Origin of the sequence: Paenibacillus sp. BSR1-1 (genome assembly GCF_030403775.1) — a bacterium.
GTDB lineage: Bacteria > Bacillota > Bacilli > Bacillales > Cytobacillaceae > Neobacillus.
Window position 1 is genome coordinate 1 of record NZ_JAQMWQ010000016.1, and the last position, 19,125, is coordinate 19,125.

General features: G+C 38.2%; 18 protein-coding genes and 1 other annotated feature (1 of these 19 only partly in view). Of the genes, 17 read left to right on the forward strand and 1 reads right to left on the reverse strand.

Translation table 11 applies throughout. The annotated features are described in order from the left end of the window. Positions 1-87 precede the first annotated feature (87 nt). On the reverse strand, positions 88-1,005 hold the full coding sequence (locus PH210_RS19705) for a nuclease-related domain-containing protein (RefSeq protein ID WP_289987896.1): 918 nt from the start codon (positions 1,003-1,005) through the stop codon (positions 88-90). Positions 1,006-1,157: 152 nt separating this feature from the next. On the opposite strand from PH210_RS19705, the gene PH210_RS19710 reads away from it, so the two are divergent. The 17 genes from PH210_RS19710 (at position 1,158) to ytxC (ending at position 18,870) form a co-directional block, all read left to right on the forward strand. Beyond that, a complete protein-coding gene (locus tag PH210_RS19710) occupies positions 1,158-1,352 on the forward strand; it encodes a hypothetical protein (RefSeq protein ID WP_289988003.1) in 195 nt (64 codons plus the stop codon). Further along, positions 1,288-2,841, forward strand: coding sequence for a spore germination protein (locus PH210_RS19715; protein ID WP_483312127.1), 1,554 nt, complete (start codon positions 1,288-1,290; stop codon positions 2,839-2,841). Before PH210_RS19710 ends, PH210_RS19715 begins: the two co-directional genes overlap by 65 nt. A gap of 30 nt (positions 2,842-2,871) precedes the next feature. Then, positions 2,872-3,963, forward strand: a complete 1,092-nt coding sequence (locus PH210_RS19720) for a GerAB/ArcD/ProY family transporter (RefSeq protein WP_289987897.1) — start codon at positions 2,872-2,874, stop codon at positions 3,961-3,963. Further along, positions 3,960-5,165: a Ger(x)C family spore germination protein gene (locus PH210_RS19725; protein WP_289987898.1), complete on the forward strand. Its 1,206-nt coding sequence runs from the start codon at positions 3,960-3,962 to the stop codon at positions 5,163-5,165. Before PH210_RS19720 ends, PH210_RS19725 begins: the two co-directional genes overlap by 4 nt. A 236-nt stretch (positions 5,166-5,401) precedes the next feature. Continuing rightward, positions 5,402-6,118, forward strand: coding sequence for a response regulator transcription factor (locus PH210_RS19730; RefSeq protein WP_289987899.1), 717 nt, complete (start codon positions 5,402-5,404; stop codon positions 6,116-6,118). Beyond that, positions 6,115-7,527: a two-component system histidine kinase PnpS gene (gene pnpS, locus PH210_RS19735; RefSeq protein WP_289987900.1), complete on the forward strand. Its 1,413-nt coding sequence runs from the start codon at positions 6,115-6,117 to the stop codon at positions 7,525-7,527. Before PH210_RS19730 ends, pnpS begins: the two co-directional genes overlap by 4 nt. Before the next feature lie 12 nt (positions 7,528-7,539). Next, complete coding sequence (polA, locus tag PH210_RS19740; protein WP_289987901.1) at positions 7,540-10,176, forward strand: DNA polymerase I; 2,637 nt, start codon at positions 7,540-7,542, stop codon at positions 10,174-10,176. A 17-nt stretch (positions 10,177-10,193) separates the two neighbouring features. Continuing rightward, a complete protein-coding gene (gene mutM / locus PH210_RS19745; RefSeq protein ID WP_289987902.1) occupies positions 10,194-11,021 on the forward strand; it encodes a DNA-formamidopyrimidine glycosylase in 828 nt (275 codons plus the stop codon). 91 nt (positions 11,022-11,112) lie between these two features. Continuing rightward, on the forward strand, positions 11,113-11,748 hold the full coding sequence (ytaF, locus tag PH210_RS19750) for a sporulation membrane protein YtaF (protein WP_289987903.1): 636 nt from the start codon (positions 11,113-11,115) through the stop codon (positions 11,746-11,748). A gap of 21 nt (positions 11,749-11,769) precedes the next feature. After that, a complete protein-coding gene (coaE, locus tag PH210_RS19755; RefSeq protein ID WP_289987904.1) occupies positions 11,770-12,375 on the forward strand; it encodes a dephospho-CoA kinase in 606 nt (201 codons plus the stop codon). Between the two features lie 358 nt (positions 12,376-12,733). Next, positions 12,734-13,765 (forward strand): glyceraldehyde-3-phosphate dehydrogenase, encoded by a 1,032-nt coding sequence (locus PH210_RS19760; RefSeq protein WP_289987905.1) that lies wholly within the window; start codon positions 12,734-12,736, stop codon positions 13,763-13,765. Positions 13,766-14,046: 281 nt separating this feature from the next. Beyond that, on the forward strand, positions 14,047-14,421 hold the full coding sequence (gene speD / locus PH210_RS19765) for an adenosylmethionine decarboxylase (protein WP_223591041.1): 375 nt from the start codon (positions 14,047-14,049) through the stop codon (positions 14,419-14,421). A gap of 108 nt (positions 14,422-14,529) precedes the next feature. Beyond that, a complete protein-coding gene (locus tag PH210_RS19770) occupies positions 14,530-14,910 on the forward strand; it encodes a hypothetical protein (protein WP_289987906.1) in 381 nt (126 codons plus the stop codon). Positions 14,911-15,001: 91 nt separating this feature from the next. Further along, positions 15,002-15,463, forward strand: coding sequence for a transcriptional regulator NrdR (gene nrdR, locus PH210_RS19775; RefSeq protein ID WP_223591044.1), 462 nt, complete (start codon positions 15,002-15,004; stop codon positions 15,461-15,463). Between the two features lie 46 nt (positions 15,464-15,509). Further along, positions 15,510-16,913: a replication initiation and membrane attachment family protein gene (locus PH210_RS19780; RefSeq protein WP_289987907.1), complete on the forward strand. Its 1,404-nt coding sequence runs from the start codon at positions 15,510-15,512 to the stop codon at positions 16,911-16,913. A gap of 13 nt (positions 16,914-16,926) precedes the next feature. Then, complete coding sequence (gene dnaI / locus PH210_RS19785; RefSeq protein ID WP_289987908.1) at positions 16,927-17,853, forward strand: primosomal protein DnaI; 927 nt, start codon at positions 16,927-16,929, stop codon at positions 17,851-17,853. Positions 17,854-17,994: 141 nt separating this feature from the next. Then, positions 17,995-18,870: a putative sporulation protein YtxC gene (ytxC, locus tag PH210_RS19790; protein WP_289987909.1), complete on the forward strand. Its 876-nt coding sequence runs from the start codon at positions 17,995-17,997 to the stop codon at positions 18,868-18,870. An 89-nt stretch (positions 18,871-18,959) separates the two neighbouring features. Then, positions 18,960-19,125 (forward strand) — a binding site (T-box leader); it runs 78 nt beyond the window's last position.

Genomic DNA, 19,125 nt, shown 5'->3' on the forward strand with positions numbered 1-19,125 from the left:
CATCAAGCCTTCATGAGGACAAAATCCATCATGCAAAAGCCAAAATTGTCCTCATGAATCTTCTAATAGACCATAACAGGAAATTAATTATTCACTTACATAGTAAGAATACTTACCTTGCCCCATCCTCTTAAACTTCTTAGTCAATAGCCTATTTATTTTCTTCTTTGAAACTGCTCCTCCACACCACTCAAAAACACAATTAGTTGTAATTTTCTTATCCGGAAACAAAAGTTTTATTTCCTCGACACACCGTAAAATCGCAGATTCAACCTCTTCCTCGGATCCACAATCATTACAGGACATTTTCCCGCCTGAAACTGAAATTGAAACCTCAAATGAATTGCAGATTTCACAAGTAAGCCCCTTTCGCATTCTTTCAAAAGAATAAGTGGGCAGCACTGTATACGTGGATTCAACCTGATGTAAAGAAACCAGCTTCTCAGCCAGCAATTTATGCTTATTAGATAGTTTTGACGGCTGGGAATTTAATTTTTTCATGAACTTTTTTAATTGTGTTGGATGAATAATAGGCTCGTTAGGAGGTGATTGATATAAGGTGAACTCGGGGTTGATAAATATAACGTAGCCCTTAATAGGGATATTATATCCCATATTTTGGAGTAATTGACGGAGCAGTAAAGTATTCCTATTCAGCTGATCCAATGGATTCTGATATTCCTTCCCAGAAAATGATTCCAACCTGTTAGTTTTGAAAATAAGATCGTATTCATAATTTTTAACCTCAAATAGATGGATCGTTTCTTGAAAAAGAATCACTGTATCATTTTGGAAACTAGTATTACCTGCCTTAAGCAGCAAATCATTTAAAATATAGCATTTATTCTGGAGCTGCTCTGTTAATAAATCAAACTGAACTTCCCCTTCATAGCCTTTCTTAAGGTTGAAATAGTGCTTTTTTTCATCTGCGGTTAATTCCATTCGTGTGTTTAAAATTCTTAATATTTTTAACTCCTTTGATTCAATGCGAGGTTTAAAAGCCATTATCCACTTCCTTTTAGTTTCAACCTTAATTTTACAAAGAAATATATCTGCGGCCGAGCGACAAAAACGACTATTTTGTTAACTATTCTACTTGGATTATTTTCTCAAATAATAGGAAAGATAAAAATAAATCATGGAAGGAAATGGTGAGTATGTGGAAAGCTGTAGTCGATTATCTTCCTGACTGGGAAGTTTTTATCCAAGCCTTCATTACCTTCCTTATCCCATTTACAATTTCACGATTATTTAGATGGATAAGTTCTTCTAAGGAGAGGTATGTAATTGAAACGACGGAAGATCGAGATAAAGCTGTCCCAGCAACAACAACAACAGACCAGTCAAATTGAAAAGCAGCCCGAGACTGCTAAAGTTCCGTTTACAGGTAATATCACTATTGATTTAGACCAAGTCAGGAAAGAACTCGGTCATAACTCTGACGTGGGGTTTCGTGAGTTTTTTTTAGGAAACACAGGAATTCGAGCGTCCATTATTTTCCTTTATGGGTTAACAGACAAAGAGCTCATTAACAAATACATTTTAAAATCGCTTATGACCAATTTTCCAGAAAGACATGAACACCGTGAAGTAAGTCTAAAAGAATTTATTACTAATCAAGCTCTTACTATTAGTGACTTAACAGAAGTTAATAATTTGTATGATACGGTATCTAAAATATTAACAGGTAATACAGCACTTTTAGTCGATGGCATACAGGAAGTCATCATTCTCGGCACGACAAAAGAGAAAGCGCGCAATATCGAAGAGCCTGTTTCAGAGGCTTTGGTTCGAGGCCCAAGGATTGGGTTTACAGAAACGTTAAGCGATAATACAGCTATTTTACGACAGCATGGATGTAATCACAATTTATCTATTATACAAATTCAAGTTGGTGCCAGATCTAAAAAAGAACTTGTTATTGCTTTTATAAACGACATTGCAGACCCAGCATTGGTGGACGAGGTTAAAGAAAGAATTAAGACAATTAATATCGATGATCTGCCGGAATCAGGCTATGTGGAGCAGCTAATCGAGGATAATTACCTCAGCCCATTTCCTCAGGTACAGAATACGGAGCGTCCAGACAGGGTTTTCAGTGCTTTGATGGAAGGCAAAATCGCGATTTTATTAGATGGATCACCTTTTGCTTTAATTGTCCCAGTTACCTTTAGCATGCTGCTACAATCACCAGAGGACTATTATGAACGCTGGATTCCTGGCTCACTAATCCGCCTCTTACGCTTTTTAGCTGCCATTTTATCTCTTTTTGCACCTTCGATGTATATTGCTTTCATCTCGTTTCATCCAGGATTAATACCGACCAAGTTAGCTTTGTCTATTATTTCATCAAGGGAAGGCGTTCCTTTTCCAGCGTTGATAGAGGCACTAATTATGGAAATATCGATTGAAATATTACGGGAAGCAGGTCTCCGCCTGCCCAAACCAATTGGGCCTGCAATGGGGATTGTCGGCGGATTAATCATTGGGGAAGCAGCAGTACAAGCTGGGATTATTAGTCCTATTATGGTAATTGTGGTGTCCATAACCGCAATCTCCTCCTTTGCAATCCCACAATATAGTGCCGGGATCACGTTAAGAATTCTTCGTTTTGTGGCAATGTTCTGTGCTGCAGTGTTTGGGTTGTATGGAATTATTTTATTTTTCCTCCTTCTTTGCAGTCACTTGGTGAAATTGAAAAGCTTTGGAGTACCATATGTCAGTCCAGCCGTTCCTTATCGAATAAGTGACTGGAAAGATTTTATCTTAAGAATGCCTCTATTTATGATGAAACGCCGTCCGAAAATGCTGCACACAAGAGATTCCAATCGTAAAGGGTAGCTGACTTTAAAAAAAGGGGATGAGCAAGCGATGAAAGTAAGTCATAAGGACCGTATTACAACGCCTCAAGCAGTAATTGTCCTAATCAATTATATTCTTGCTGCTGGAATCCTCACCCTTCCACGTACTTCTGTAGAAAAGGTGAAAACACCTGATGTCTGGTTGTCAGTTATCATTGGCGGTTTGATCGCAATAATTGCAGGTGTAATCATGGTCAAATTGAGCCAGCAATTTCCTGGAAAAACCATATATCAATACAGTCAAGTGTTGCTGGGAAAATGGTTAGGAGGCCTGCTCAGCTTGCTAATTGTAGGCCACTTTTTTACCCTTGCAGCCTATGAAGTTAGAGCGCTGGCTGAGGTAACAGGTTTTTTTTTGCTGGAAGGCACCCCGATTTGGGCCATCATAATGCCGTTTATGTGGGTAGGACTTTATTTAGTTTTTGACGGAATAAACCCGATTGCGCGACTGTTTGAAATCATTTTTCCGATCACAGTAGTTATCTTTTTGCTTGTAACCTTTATGGGATTCGAAATTTTTGAGATAGATAATGTACGTCCCGTCTTAGGTTTAGGACTAATTCCGGTGTTAAAAGGTATTAAAACAACGGTTCTAGCATTTTTAGGACCGGAAATTATGCTGCTCCTTACAGCATTTATGCAAAAACCGAATAAAGCCACCAAGGTTATTCTTGTTGGAATTGCTATTCCTATGATTTTTTACATCATAACCGTTATTATGGTCATCGGAGCTTTATCAATTGATGGAGTGGTTTTGAGAACATGGCCCACCCTTGACCTCATAAGGAGCTTTGAAATCCAAGGGTTGATTTTTGAACGCTTTGAATCATTGTTACTAGTTATATGGATTATGCAAATATTTTCCACCTTTACGATCACGTATTATGCCGCTTCCTTGGGTTTGTCCCAAATTTTTAAAATGAAGATGAATCCATTTATGTATGGTTTATTATTCATTATTTATGTCATAGCTTTAATTCCCAAAAATATAAATGACCTTTTTAAATTTGGCGACTTAATTGGCAATGCTGCGTTGGTGTTATTTGGTGTATTGCCGCTGCTATTATTGCTAATTTCGAAAGTGAAGGGTGGGAAAACATGAAACGAAGAAATTTTTTTTGGCTTCTTAAATGTTCCCTAGTCCTTCTGCTCCTGCTGCAGCTTACTGGATGCTGGAGTAGTAAAGAAATTGAAGAGTTGGGTCTTGTTGCAGGTACAGCACTGGATTTAGAAAAAAAGGCAGACTTAAGTGAAGAAGTTGAGGGGCATGAGGAAAGGTATCCTAATAGGGTTATGATTACGATAACAAACCAATTAATCACCTCCCAAACAACGGAGAGTGGAAAAAAAACAGGTGCCCCGCAGCAAAAATCTTTCAAAAATGTATCGGAAACAGGGGATTCCATTCTTCCTGTATTACGAAAAATGATATTAAAAATTGATAAACGTGCATTTGCTCAACATTCAAAAGTGATTGTTATTGGAGAGGATCTTACACGTACTTTGAATCTACAACAGATTTTGGATTTTTTTCTTAGAGAACAAGAGATGAGGTTAAGTGGTCAAATACTTATCGCCAAGAACAACGCTAAAAAAACTTTGGAATCGCAAGAAACCTCCGTTATTCCAGCCTTTCATCTTTTTCAGATTACAAAAAGTCAAGAAAGAACCACGAAGATTTTGCCTCCCTTATCATTGGCTAAAGTAATGGGTAAGTTGCATTCTGGATCCAGCTTTCTTGTACAGACTGTGGTCTCAGAGAAAGGAGAAGTCAAATTTGCAGGTGCGGCAGTAATAAAAGGGAAGACAAAAAAACTGCTCGGGTTTTTGAATGAAAAAGAATTAGAGGGAATAGTTTGGCTAACGGGTAAAGGAAAAGGCGGTGTTGTGAAAAGCTTTGATAAAGCGACCAGTCAGCCGATTATTTACGAGATAAAATCAATGAAAAGTAAAATTCAGCCTCGGATTGTGAATAATAACATTTCATTTGATGTAAAGATCGAATCTGAAGGAAGTATTGCCGAGCATTGGGTTCCTTCAGGAAAACCCTTTGAAAATGAATTTCTAAAAAAAGCGGAAAAAACGACTGAAAAAGAAGTGGAGAGTTTAGTTAAAAATGTATTAGTCAAAACCCAACAAAACTATAGGGTTGATGTAGCAGGGTTTGGAAACAGATTAAGAATTGAATATCCCCGAGTTTGGGAGAAGGTTAAACAAGATTGGGATCACACTTTTAGTAAGATTCCTATCAAGTACAATGTAAATCTTACCGTAAAGGATTATGGGACCAGTGGGTCAAATTAGCTTTTCAGCAATAACAAAATAATTAAATGAAGCCTAATTTTTCCTTTAGAGATAAATTAGGCTTTGTTAAGTTTTTGTAAAGATAATCACAATTAAAATCTTTGACCAAAGACCGGACCTAGGTTTTTAACGATTTTTTTTGCTTCAGCCATACTAATTTAGTTCAGCCCGTAAAACTAGATAATACGCATAATTTATTATTATAATGAAGGTAACTTATGTAGGCGGAGGATATGATGAAAAATAAAATACTAGTAGTCGATGATGAACAGTCTATAGTCACCCTGCTTCAATATAATTTGGAGCAGGCTGGGTTTGAAGTTATTACAGCGATGGATGGGGAAAAAGGAAAACAATTAGCTGAAATTGAATCGCCAGATATTATCGTTCTCGATTTAATGCTTCCAAAGATGGATGGGATGGAAGTATGTAAACAGCTTCGCCAGGAAAAAATCATGACGCCAATCTTAATGCTGACTGCCAAAGATGATGAACTCGATAAAATAATAGGCCTCGAGCTCGGTGCAGATGATTACATGGTAAAACCATTCAGCCCAAGAGAAGTGATCGCAAGAGTAAAGGCCATCTTAAGAAGAACGCAGGTTCAACAAGAAACTTCTGAAGAAAGCGGCAAAGAGGAATCACAAATTTTGATTGGAAATTTATTGATTCATCCAGAAAAATATGAAGCCTATTTTAAAGAGAATCTCATTGAGTTAACCTTAAAAGAATTTGAACTGCTTCTGTATCTTGCTCAAAATAAGGGACGAGTATTAACCCGTGATCAATTACTAAGCGCAGTTTGGAATTATGACTTTGCTGGCGATACTAGAATCGTGGACGTCCATATCTCACATTTAAGGGAAAAAATTGAGGAAGACACCAAAAAGCCTGCCTATATTAAAACCATTCGCGGCCTCGGCTATAAACTGGAGGAGCCAAAAGGAGAATGATAAAATTTCGGACCAGAATGATCATTGCTCTAATCACCTTAATTATTTTTGTATTAGTTGGTATAGGATTATTGCTTGGTCAGTTATTGAAAAACTATTTATTAGACTCACTTGATGATCACTCAAAAATAGTCATCTTGTGGAGCATTTCGTTATTTCTGGGGCTTGCTTTAATTGTCATCATCATTCTTGGATTAAAAATAACTTCGAGGTATACGAAGCCCATTGTCGAAGCGACCAATGTTGCCATTGAGTTGACAAAAGGAAATTACCGGGCGAGAACAAGGGTCGACCAGCTCGATGAAACCGGTATGCTGGGCTCATCGATAAACAGGCTGGCTCAAAACCTTCAAGAGCTTGTGAAAACACAAGAAATGCAACATGATCGTTTGAAGGCATTGATTGAAAATATGGGTGCCGGTCTAGTTTTCATTGATAGCCGCGGGTACATAAATTTAATCAATAAAGGCTTTATTGATATTTTCCAAGTCAGCCCGTCTGATTACTTAAATAAACTTTACTATGAAGTCATTGAAGAAGAAGAAATTAGTGGTTTAATTGCAGAAGTATTTCGAACTGAGAAAAAGGTTAATAAACAAATATTAATTCCTTTATTTATTGAAAGAAAATATTTTGTCGTATATGGTGTGCCGATCATTGGAACCAACAATGTTTGGAAAGGGGTTTTGCTCGTTTTTCATGATATTACCGAACTGAAAAAACTCGAGCAAATGCGGAAGGATTTTGTGGCGAATGTTTCCCACGAATTAAAAACTCCTGTTACTTCTATTAAAGGATTTGCGGAAACACTTCTCGACGGAGCCATGAATAATAAAGAGACTTTAGAAGCCTTCCTTTCTATTATTTTAAAAGAAAGTGACCGGCTGCAAACGCTCATTCAGGAATTATTAGATCTTTCAAAAATTGAGCAGCAGGGCTTTCAATTAGCGATGCAGGATTTAGATTTACATACTTTATTGGAAGAAGTTATTACACTTCTAAATGGTAAGGCACAAACAAAGGGAATTCATCTGGAACTTATAAGTAAACAGCAGCAAGTAATCATAAAAGGTGATGTCGACCGACTAAAGCAGGTATTTATCAATTTAATTGCCAATGCCATTACATACACACCGGCTGGGGGAGAGGTAAAAGTTATCCTGCTTGAGCATGGTGAAAATGTTCGGATACATGTGAAGGACTCTGGTGTCGGAATTAAAAAAGAAGAAATTCCCCGTATTTTTGAGCGTTTTTATCGGGTCGACCGTGCTAGGAGCAGAAATTCGGGCGGAACGGGTCTTGGACTTGCTATTGTAAAACATTTAATCGAAGCTCATCATGGTCAAATCAGTGTTAGAAGTGAGCTTGGTGAAGGAAGCGAATTTATCATTGAACTTAAAAAAGAATAGAGGGTGAAATTGTTGGAAAAGAAAAAGCTTGTGCTGATTGACGGCAATAGTATAGCCTATCGTGCTTTTTTTGCACTGCCGCTGCTTAATAATGACAAGGGGATCCACACAAATGCGGTATACGGCTTTACAATGATGCTTATGAAAATACTCGAAGATGAAAAGCCTACACATATGCTTGTTGCTTTTGATGCCGGTAAAACGACCTTTCGTCATAAAACCTTTGGAGAATATAAAGGCGGAAGACAAAAAACCCCGCCTGAATTATCGGAGCAATTTCCGTTTATTCGCGAATTGCTCGATGCCTATGGAATTTCGAGGTATGAACTGGAAAATTATGAGGCGGACGATATAATTGGAACGCTTTCGTTGTCAGCGGAAAAAGATGGCTATGAAGTGAAGGTTATTTCAGGGGACAAGGATTTAACGCAGCTTTCCTCTGCTCAAACTACGGTTGGAATCACACGAAAAGGGATTACCGATATTGAAGAATACACTCCGGACCACATTGGGGAAAAATATGGACTGACTCCAGAGCAAATTATTGATATGAAGGGATTAATGGGTGATACCTCCGATAATATTCCTGGTGTTCCAGGGGTTGGAGAAAAGACGGCGATAAAGCTGCTTAAGGAATTTACAACGTTAGAAAATTTGTTAAACTCGATCGATCAAGTCAGCGGGAACAAATTGAAGGAAAAGCTCGAGGAATTTAAAGACCAGGCCTTGATGAGCAAAGAACTCGCGACGATTGAAAGACAAGCACCGGTTGAAGTAGACCTAGAAAGCATCCATTACGAGGGTCTTATTCGTGAAAAACTAGTACCTTTCTTTAAAGAATTAGGTTTCAATTCCCTTTTGGATAAACTTGGGGAGGATACAACCGTAACTGAGGAGAAGGAGCTGGAGGATGTTGAAGTCAATATCCCGTCTGAAATAACGCAAGAGATTTTTGCAGACAACAATTATTTTTACGTTGAAATGCTTGATGATAATTATCATTATGCAGATGTAATAGGTTTTTCCATCGTTAATAAAAATGGACACTTTTACTTGCCAACGGAGCTAGCCCTGCAATCGGAAGCTTTTAAAAATTGGGCTGAGGATGAAAGCAAGAAAAAAACGGTTTATGATGTCAAACGTTCCGAGGTTTCATTAAGGAGGCATGACATCCATTTAAAAGGAGCCGATTTTGATATTTTGATGGCTTCCTATATCATAAATCCTTCTGAAAACATCGAGGATCTTGCCGCGATTGCGAAACGATATGACTTACATAATATCCAATCAGATGAATCGTTCTATGGGAAAGGGGCAAAACGTAAAGTTCCGGAAGCTGTCAAGCTTGCGGAACATCTTGTTCGCAAAAGCCTGGCCATGTCCGATTTGAAAGAAAAATTGGAAGATGAATTAAGAAGCAATGAACAGTATGAATTGTTCACAGAGCTCGAAATGCCATTATCGCTTATTTTAGCGGATATGGAATCTTGCGGTATCAAAGTAGAGCGGGAACGACTTGAAACGATGGGCAGGGAACTAAATGAACGGTTAATTGATATTGAGGAGAAAATTTGTGAATTAGCCGGTGAAAAATTTAATATCAATTCAACCAAACAGCTAGGTGTAATTTTATTTGAAAAGCTAGGGCTCTATTCATTTAAGAAAACGAAAACGGGCCATTCTACATCCGCAGATGTCTTAGAAAAATTAGCAGGCGATCATGAAATTATTGAGCATATCTTGCTCTACCGGCAATTAGGGAAGCTTCAGTCCACCTATATTGAAGGGCTGCTTAAATTTATTAATCCAAAAACTGAAAAGGTACATACACGATATCAACAAACGTTAACGGCAACTGGTCGATTAAGCTCGATTGATCCTAATCTGCAAAATATTCCAATCCGACTTGAGGAGGGCCGCAGGATTCGACAGGCGTTTGTTCCGTCTGAACCGGGCTGGGTTATTTTTGCGGCCGATTATTCACAAATTGAGCTCCGCGTTTTAGCAGATATTGCTGGTGATGAAAAACTGATACAAGCATTTAAAGAAGATCTGGATATCCATACTAAAACAGCGATGGAGGTCTTCCATGTCGACAAAGATGAGGTCACCTCAAATATGCGACGGCAGGCAAAGGCAGTGAATTTTGGTATTGTCTATGGAATAAGCGACTACGGTTTGTCTCAATCGTTAGGAATCACAAGGAAGGAAGCGGGAGAATTTATTGAGCGCTACCTTGAGACCTATCCCGGTGTGAAGGAATACATGGATGACATTATCCATTCAGCAAGACAGAAGGGGTATGTTACCACGTTGCTGCATAGAAGAAGATACCTTCCTGAAATAACAGCCCGTAATTTTAATCTTAGAAGTTTTGCAGAGAGAACAGCGATGAATACACCAATCCAGGGAACTGCTGCAGATATTATAAAAAAAGCAATGATTGATATGGCTGAAGCCTTAAAGGATAAAGGCTTAAAAACCCGTCTATTACTTCAGGTACACGATGAATTAATTTTTGAAGCGCCTGAGGAGGAAATAGAAATCCTAAAAAGCTTAGTGCCGCTAGTTATGGAAAATGCGCTCGAATTAAAAGTACCATTAAAAGTCGATTATGCTTATGGTTCGACTTGGTTTGACGCGAAATAAAAAGGGGGCCAAACGAAGTGCCAGAGCTTCCAGAAGTAGAAACAGTCAGGAAAACCTTAAAAAAACTAGTACTCCATAAAACAATCGAAAGCATTTCAGTTTTCTGGCCCAAAATCATAAAGAATCCTGTCGAAGTGGAGCAGTTTACCGATGCTCTAAAAGGTGAGACGATTCTGGATGTCGGCAGACGAGGGAAATTTTTAATTCTGTATACGAACCAATTCGCCATGGTATCCCATTTGCGGATGGAAGGTAAATATGGTCTGCACTCTAAAGAAGAGCCATTTGATAAGCATACACATGTCATTTTTCATTTTACAGATGGAACGGAATTAAGGTACCGTGATGTTCGCAAATTTGGAACGATGCATCTTTATAAAAAAGGCGAGGAATTTCTCAAGCCGCCGTTAATTGAACTGGGTCCTGAACCCTTTTCCAAGGAGTTTACAGAAGAGTATTTAGCTGAGAAATTGAAAAAAACGAATCGTAAAATAAAACCGGCTTTATTAGATCAGAAGCTCTTTGTTGGCCTTGGAAATATCTATGTCGATGAAGCCCTTTTTCGTTCAGGGATCCATCCTGAGAGGATTGCCAGCACGCTAAACAAGAATGAAATATCCATTCTGCACCGTGAAATTGTTGCGACCTTAAGTGAGGCCGTCAAAAAGGGCGGCAGCACCATTCGATCGTATGTGAATTCTCAAGGTGAAATCGGTATGTTTCAGCTCGAATTATATGCATACGGACGAAAGGGCGAAGAATGTAAACGATGCGGGACACCCCTGGAAAAAACAACGGTAGGCGGCAGAGGCACCCACTATTGCCCAAGCTGTCAAAAACTTTAAGTTTGTAAGAGTGGAGGATAATTGAATAACATCGGATAGGCTCCTGCCATATACTATCTTAGTGATTTTGGAGGAAGGAGTCCTAGACGTCATGGTTCAGTTGTTCTCACTTCTTATTCTGGCATTTGCCCTTAGCCTTGACAGCTTTAGTGTAGGTTTTACCTATGGACTGAGGAAAATGGTAATGCCGTTAAAATCAATTCTTATTATTGCAACATGTTCGGCGGTTTCTTTATTAATTGCCATAACAATCGGACATGGTCTTGAAAGGGTTTTGTCCCCGAAGATCACCGCAAGCCTGGGAGGCTTCATTCTGATTGCTCTTGGCGCTGGGGTGCTCTATCAATTTTTCCGGCCTGAGAAAGAAAAAGAAGTCCTTAAACATGAAAAAACTATAGTGAATTTTGAAATACGCTCACTAGGAATAGCCATTAATATTTTGAAAAAACCAATGTCAGCCGACTTTGACCAGTCCGGTACCATTACGGGAATAGAAGCGTTAATGCTTGGTTTAGCCCTGTCACTTGACTCTTTTGGAGCAGGCATTGGGGCTGCGATGCTTGGTTTCTCTCCGTTAATTTTATCCTTTACCGTAGCAACAATGAGTTCCCTCTTTGTTCTATTTGGGATAAAAAGCGGAACCTTTTTTCATAAATTTGAATGGATTCAAAAGTTTACATTCATTCCTGGTATCTTATTAATTATAATTGGAATATGGAAATTATAAGAATCGAGAAAGGAAAAGAGCATGTCACTAATTATCGGTTTAACAGGCGGAATTGCCAGTGGAAAAAGTACCGTATCAAATATGTTTAAGGAAATGGATATTACAGTTGTCGATGCAGACGTTGAAGCACGCCTTGCCGTCATGAAGGGAGAATCTGCTTACAATCAAATTGTTGAAGAATTTGGTAAGGAGGTTTTGCTTGAGGATGGTGAAATCGATAGGCCGAAATTAGGCTCGATTATTTTTCACCAAGCTGAAAAAAGAAATCAATTAAATCAAATTGTTCATCCGGAAGTACGGAAAAGAATGAACGCAAAAGTTGAAGATGCTAAAATTCGTAAGGAACAAGTTGTGGTTCTAGATATTCCATTATTATTTGAAAGCAAGCAAACTTATTTGGTGGAGAAAACCATCCTCGTCTATGTAGACAAACAAACTCAATTAAAGCGATTAATCGAGCGAAATAATCTTTCAATAGAGGATGCGGAAGCAAGAATCCATTCGCAAATGCCACTCTCTGACAAAGTCAAATTAGCCGATGCCGTAATTGACAATAATGGATCAATTGCAGATTCAAAAAAACAGCTCATTGAAATATTAACAAGCTGGGGAATCAATCAGAAATAGATTAAGAAGGAGCCAATCCTTCTTATTTTTTTTTTGAGCTAGACTGTATTAAAAAGCATTGTTGATATTAAAACACTGTTGATTGGAGCGGAAGGCGCGAGACTCCTGCGGGAGTACGGAGCAGGGGAGACCCCACAGGCGCTTTAGCGCCGAGGAGGCTCCCCGAACCGCCCGCGGAAAGCGAAGCGCCTGGAGCGGAAATCAACAGCAAAGTTTACCTCACCCTTGGGTTGAAAAGTCAGAATAATAAAACATTAAAAAATCCGCTTTTTATTCATCACAATTAAGTTTAAATATGTTATACTAATTACATCAAGAGATATAAAAAGTATAACATTAATGTGGAAGGGGTCATACAATGAAGGCAAGAGTAGCAATTAATGGATTTGGGAGAATCGGAAGGATGGTTTTTAGAAAAGCGATTCTTGAAAATAAACTTGATATTGTAGCAATCAATGCAAGCTATCCAGCCGAAACGTTAGCTCATTTATTGAAATATGATACGAACCATGGACCTTTCCAAGGAGAAGTCATTTCATTAGATAATGAATTAATTGTAAATGGAAAAAGAATTAAGTTGCTAAGCAACCGTAATCCTGAAGAACTTCCTTGGAGAGAACTAGGGATTGATATTGTTATTGAAGCTACAGGGAAATTTAATGATAGAGAAAAGGCTGCGCTTCATCTAGAAGCAGGAGCAAAAAAAGTAATCTTAACAGCACCAGGTAAAAATGAGGATGTAACAATCGTTATGGGTGTAAATGATGAAATGCTCGACATCACACAGCATGATATTATTTCAAATGCGTCTTGTACAACAAACTGCCTTGCACCTGTTGCAAAGGTATTAGATGATAAATTTGGAATTGAAAGCGGTTTGATGACAACCATTCATGCTTATACAAATGATCAAAATAATATTGATAACCCGCATAAAGATTTAAGAAGAGCCCGTGGATGCGGACAATCTATCATTCCAACAACAACGGGAGCTGCTAAGGCTTTATCCCTAGTACTGCCTCAGTTAAAGGGAAAATTGCATGGAATGGCACTAAGAGTTCCGACACCAAATGTATCATTAGTGGACTTAGTGGTTGATTTGAAACAAGATGTAACTGTTGATGATATTAATAGAGCGTTTACTGAAGCAGCTGATGGTGCATTAAAAGGCATTTTAGATTTGACAATGGAACCACTAGTATCCGTGGATTTTAATACAAACGAACATTCCGCTATCATAGATGGTCTTTCCACCATGGTAATGGGAACAAGAAAAGTAAAAGTACTAGCTTGGTATGATAATGAATGGGGTTATTCTTCACGCGTAATCGATCTTACACTATACGTGGCAGAGGAAATTGCCAATATATCAAAGGTTAAGGTTGGGTAAAAAAGCTGTCGACTGACAGCTTTTTTTGTTGCCATTTTGACTAATTTGAATATCATTACATGGGAATTATTTAATACTTGCAAAAATTTCATTTTGATAGGTTGCAAAAAAAATATAAACAAAGTATACTAGTCATCGTGAACTTCTTGAAATTGGGAGTGAATAATTACTTAAAGGGTTAGGACCTCTCTGGACTAACTTTCCCCCGTGGTAATTGTTCTGTACCGTCAATAACAGAATTTCAAGAACGGATCTGAAAAAGGTTAGAGGGGGAATTGAATATGGAAACAATGGGACGTCACGTAATCTCTGAATTATGGGGATGCGACTTTGAAAAACTAAATAATATTGATTTTATTGAACAAACCTTTGTAGAAGCGGCTCTTAAGTCAGGTGCAGAAATTCGTGAAGTAGCTTTTCATAAATTCGCTCCACAGGGTGTCAGCGGGGTAGTCATTATTTCTGAATCACATCTAACCATTCACAGCTTCCCTGAGCACGGCTATGCAAGCATTGATGTATATACTTGCGGTGATTTAAATCCAAATATTGCAGCGGATTATATTGCTGAGGCGCTAAATGCCGAAACACGCGAGAACATTGAAATTCCACGCGGAATGGGCCCTGTTCAAGTTAAACAAGCAAGAATTCTTTAAAATTTAAATAAAACAAAAAATGTTAGAGGTGTATTCAGTACACCTCTTTTTATATTTTGGGTGTAATGTTGTACACTATAATAAAAGTGCAATTTGCAGGGGGTTTTTATGGCCAATTTATTTACTCGATTTAAAAGAGAAATTGAAACATCAGAAGGGAACTCTGATGCTTCACTGAAAACTCATTATTATAAAGCTACTTTTAATCAATTATTTGAATCAGCAGAAAAAATGTTTCGTGAAGACGCTGATTGCCGGATAACGACCGTTTCAAAAGAACATGGAGAAATTGCCGTTGAAATCAATAAACCATTTTCCTGCTTCCTTATTGCGACAATCGTTTCGGTAAAACCAATGCACACAGCTGTTGATTTTAATATTTCATCTGAGAAATTCTCCTTGCTGGGCATCTATCCAGACTTGAAAAAGCGAATCGACTCTTATTACCAGCGGTTGAATCAATTACATACGACTATAAAAAACTCTTAATACTTCTACTTGTGAAAAGGTATTCTTTTTTATAAGATAATAGTAAGGATGTTGAACGGATTTATTGTGTAGAGTTGGAGTTGATTAGCAAATGAAATGCCCTTCATGTCAAAATTATGGAACTCGTGTGCTTGATTCTCGGCCTGTTGATGAGGGACGTGCGACAAGACGTCGAAGAGAATGCGAAGAATGCGGCTATCGCTTTACCACTTTTGAAAAAATCGAAGAAATTCCTTTAATTGTCGTGAAGAAGGAAGGCACAAGGGAAGAATTTAGCCGTGATAAAATACTTCGCGGATTGATAAAAGCATGTGAAAAACGTCCGGTTGCCCTAAAGGAATTAGAGGATATTACACATGGAGTGGAAAAGGCACTTCGCAGCCAGGGTGTTTCAGAAATCAAAAGTGAAGCAATCGGCGAAATGGTCATGGACAGATTGGCGCATGTTGACGAAGTAGCCTATGTCCGCTTTGCTTCGGTTTACCGGCAGTTTAAGGATATAAATGTTTTTATTGAAGAATTGAAGGAACTAATCAATAAAGAAAAATCTTAAGGGAGCTATCGCTCTCTTTTTAAATTGAAGGGAGAGTTGAATAGGTATGGCGCAGCATTGGCAGGAAATTCTTCCAATCGACCGTTACCGGGTAGCGGCAAATGGGATCTTGCATGAGTATGACCGAAAAGTGCTGACGTTTTTATATCAGCCCTTAATTGGATCAGTCTGTTTTAGCCTCTATATGACACTTTGGTCGGAGCTAGAAGAAAATAGACTGTGGTCGGAGCACTCTACACATCATCTCTTAATGAACCTGTTAGGGATGAATTTAAAGGATATCTATGAAGCACGCTTAAAGCTTGAGGGTATTGGTTTATTAAAGACATATGTGAAGAATGATGAAGGTGAGAGATCCTTCATTTATGAACTTCACCCTCCCTTAAATCCTGAACAATTCTTTTTAGATGGAATGTTAAATATTTATCTTTATCGAAAAATAGGAAAAAAACATTTTAACCGGCTTAAACGCTTTTTTTCGGATCAGAAAAAACCAAATGGAGAAGAATTCCAGGATGTAACGAAAGCTTTTCAAGATGTGTTTGCTTCAGCCACACCAGGAAGTATGCAGTATTTACAGGATACTTCAAAAGATTTGGAAGCGGAAGAAAATCAGCAATTTATTGGCCGTAATGATCAAAGAGGAATTCAAATTGAAGTTGGTACCTTCGATTTTGATTTGCTGATGGCTGGTTTAAATGAATCGTTAGTACCAAAGAAGGCCTTAACTCCTAAAGTAAAAGAGGTTATTAGCAATTTGGCTTTCCTATACACAATTGACCCGCTGCAAATGAAAAATATTATTTTCAGTGCCTTAAATGAATCCAATGAAATTGATATTGAAGAATTAAGAAAGGGCGCACGCGATTGGTACCAATATGTTAATCATGATCAACTGCCCAACCTGGTTGAACGGATTCAGCCGGCTATTCATCAGGTTCAAATAACCGAGCCGAAAACACAAGAAGAACAACTGATTCGCTATTTGGAAACGACCTCTCCTTTGCAATTTTTAATAGATCTTTCAGGGGGAGCAGAGCCTTCAAAATCGGATATCCAAATTATTGAAGAGGTTATGTTTAAACAAAAGCTTCTACCTGGCGTGATTAATGTCCTCATTCATTTTGTCATGCTTAAAACCGATATGAAGCTGACAAAAGGCTATGTAGAAAAACTTGCCAGTCACTGGGCAAGATTGCAGATGAAGACCGTTAAAGAGGCAATGGACCTGGCGAAGAAAGAACATCGAACCTATCTTGGCTGGACGGAAAATAAAAAAACCGGTGGAAAAGGGACAACAAACAAAAAGCCAATCCGGACAGAACTTATTCCAGATTGGTTTGACGAAAGTTCTAATCATACTGCTAAAGACCATTCACAAGCAAATATTTCTGAAGATGAGGCCAAAAAACGCGCCATCGAAGAGAAATTAAAGGCTTTTCGAAAATAGGGGGTGACGAAGGATGGAGAGAATTAATAAAACATTGCAGCGGCTCTCGGGAAATGAAAACTTTCAAAAACGGTTTGAAGAGCAGCGCCAAGAGGTGCTCCAAAATCCTGGTGTAAGAGCCTTTTTAATGGAGCATCAAGATGAAGTGACGCATGACATGATTAATAAGGGCCTGATAAAATTATTTGAATTCACCAAACAAAGCATTGGATGTAATAAATGTCCAAGTCTTGATGGATGTGTCAATATGATGCAGGGTTATCACCCCGAACTAGTGATCAATCGGGGCTCCATTGATGTTGTTTATAAACGATGCCAGAGAAAAGTAATCGCAGATGAAAAACGGAAAAACGAACAGCTCATCAAAAGCTTGTATGTCCCACGGGATATATTGGAAGCATCCTTCGAGGATTTTGAAGGAGATTCGGGCAGGCTGGATGCCGTAGATAAAGCAGCCACTTTTTTAATGAACTATGAAAAGGGCAAGAAACAAAAGGGATTATATTTTCACGGCAAATTTGGCGTAGGAAAATCCTATTTGTTAGGAGCCATTGCCAATGAACTTGCAAAGAAACAGATTTCTTCGATGGTTGTTTATGTGCCAGAATTGCTAAGGGAAATGAAAAGTTCCATTGCCGATTCCACCTTAAATGAAAAAATCGAAGCGCTAAAAAAAGAACCTATCCTTATGATGGATGATATTGGTGCAGAAGCAGTATCCAGTTGGACGAGGGATGAAGTATTGGGGCCGATTTTACAGTTCCGGATGCTGGAAAGCCTGCCGACCTTTTTTACTTCAAACTTTGATTTTGCCGGGCTGGAACACCATTTGACCTATAGTCAGCGCGGCGAAGAGGAAAAAATGAAGGCGCGCCGGATTATGGAGCGGATTCGTTCTTTAAGTGAACCTGTTCTTGTGGACGGTCCGAACCGTCGTTAATCATCTTAATTTGGGATTGCCTAAGAAAAGGGCAGTCCTTTTTTTTATCTAAAATACAAATGCATCCATTCGCTAACTTCTATTTTGGCCAAGTCCCCCATATATATTTAAAACAAAGATTTGGTTAAAGGGGGGATTTGGTTGGTTGAAATCATTTTCCAAAGTAAGATGGATGCAATGAGGTTTTATAACCACTTACAAAAGTGTTTAAATAAATTGGAATGTGAAAATATTCTTCTTTTTGAAGATCGACATATAGTGAAAATTTTAAATGGCTCTTTTATCGATAACGTTTTTGAAACAATCAAAAATGCATTTTATGAGTTTATTACCGTTATTAAGAGGGATGATTGGTTTTGTGATATTTTGAAGAATCAATATTATTACGAGGATCAAGAAGAACAGCAGCAAATTTTAGAGATTATCTATTCCATACTAGAAGATCAAAGAGAAGACTTTAAAGGTTTATTGAAGGAAACGAGTGAGGAACCGAAAATTAAAGAAGCGATTGAGCAAATTTTTCAGGACAATGTCTCATTTTCATTTGATTCATTGCTGAAATTTCGCTTGCGCCCCTATCTCCAGCTGCTCGAAAGCTATGTAGAGATTTCAATTGACGAATACAAAATGGAGCAGGAGTATCAAATGTTTGTCCAAATGCTCAGGGATTTTTTAGCGAACCGGGAACCGAAAATGGATGTACTGCACATTTTGTTTGATGAGGAAATCACTTTTTACAATGAGCAATTGGTTGAAATGAAAAGGGGAGAATTAACAAGATTGATTGATCGGAAATTACTTTTTAATCACCCAGTTTATGTGGATTCTGCTTCAATCGCACCGCTTCTATCCATTGCACCGAACTCTATTTTTATTTATACAAAAAACGCTGATGAGCCATTGGTTAGAACCATTAAAAACATTTTTGAAGAAAGAGTGTCGATTCATTCGTATGATGCTCTCAGGGGAACAAAAAAATGGGCATCAGATACAAATTCTTCAGAAAATCATGCATAGGAAAATAAAATTTTGTCAATATTTAGTTTTATGTACCTTGATTTTTTAAAAATTAATCATTATAATAACCTACATAGCAAAATACCACAGTAAATGTAATGATGAGGATAACAGTATTTCTTTACGGTTTCTAGAGAGGGAGTCCAACGGCTGAAAGTCTCCCAACACGGAAAAATACTTACCGCCTTTAAACTTCGGCAGTGAACACTTCATTCTCCTGAAGTCAGTAATCGCCGACGGCTTCAACCGTTACCC

What these genes read in the sequence shown, in the direction of transcription:
- dnaI (WP_289987908.1), top strand. Translation starts at nt 16,927, where the DNA reads ATGGAGAGAATTAATAAAACATTGCAGCGGCTCTCGGGAAATGAAAAC.
- PH210_RS19720 (WP_289987897.1), top strand. Translation starts at nt 2,872, where the DNA reads ATGAAAGTAAGTCATAAGGACCGTATTACAACGCCTCAAGCAGTAATT.
- pnpS (WP_289987900.1), top strand. Translation starts at nt 6,115, where the DNA reads ATGATAAAATTTCGGACCAGAATGATCATTGCTCTAATCACCTTAATT.
- PH210_RS19780 (WP_289987907.1), top strand. Translation starts at nt 15,510, where the DNA reads ATGGCGCAGCATTGGCAGGAAATTCTTCCAATCGACCGTTACCGGGTA.
- coaE (WP_289987904.1), top strand. Translation starts at nt 11,770, where the DNA reads ATGTCACTAATTATCGGTTTAACAGGCGGAATTGCCAGTGGAAAAAGT.
- PH210_RS19725 (WP_289987898.1), top strand. Translation starts at nt 3,960, where the DNA reads ATGAAACGAAGAAATTTTTTTTGGCTTCTTAAATGTTCCCTAGTCCTT.
- PH210_RS19770 (WP_289987906.1), top strand. Translation starts at nt 14,530, where the DNA reads ATGGCCAATTTATTTACTCGATTTAAAAGAGAAATTGAAACATCAGAA.
- PH210_RS19730 (WP_289987899.1), top strand. Translation starts at nt 5,402, where the DNA reads ATGAAAAATAAAATACTAGTAGTCGATGATGAACAGTCTATAGTCACC.
- ytaF (WP_289987903.1), top strand. Translation starts at nt 11,113, where the DNA reads ATGGTTCAGTTGTTCTCACTTCTTATTCTGGCATTTGCCCTTAGCCTT.
- PH210_RS19705 (WP_289987896.1), bottom strand. Translation starts at nt 1,005, where the DNA reads ATGGCTTTTAAACCTCGCATTGAATCAAAGGAGTTAAAAATATTAAGA.
- PH210_RS19710 (WP_289988003.1), top strand. Translation starts at nt 1,158, where the DNA reads ATGTGGAAAGCTGTAGTCGATTATCTTCCTGACTGGGAAGTTTTTATC.
- nrdR (WP_223591044.1), top strand. Translation starts at nt 15,002, where the DNA reads ATGAAATGCCCTTCATGTCAAAATTATGGAACTCGTGTGCTTGATTCT.
- speD (WP_223591041.1), top strand. Translation starts at nt 14,047, where the DNA reads ATGGAAACAATGGGACGTCACGTAATCTCTGAATTATGGGGATGCGAC.
- PH210_RS19760 (WP_289987905.1), top strand. Translation starts at nt 12,734, where the DNA reads ATGAAGGCAAGAGTAGCAATTAATGGATTTGGGAGAATCGGAAGGATG.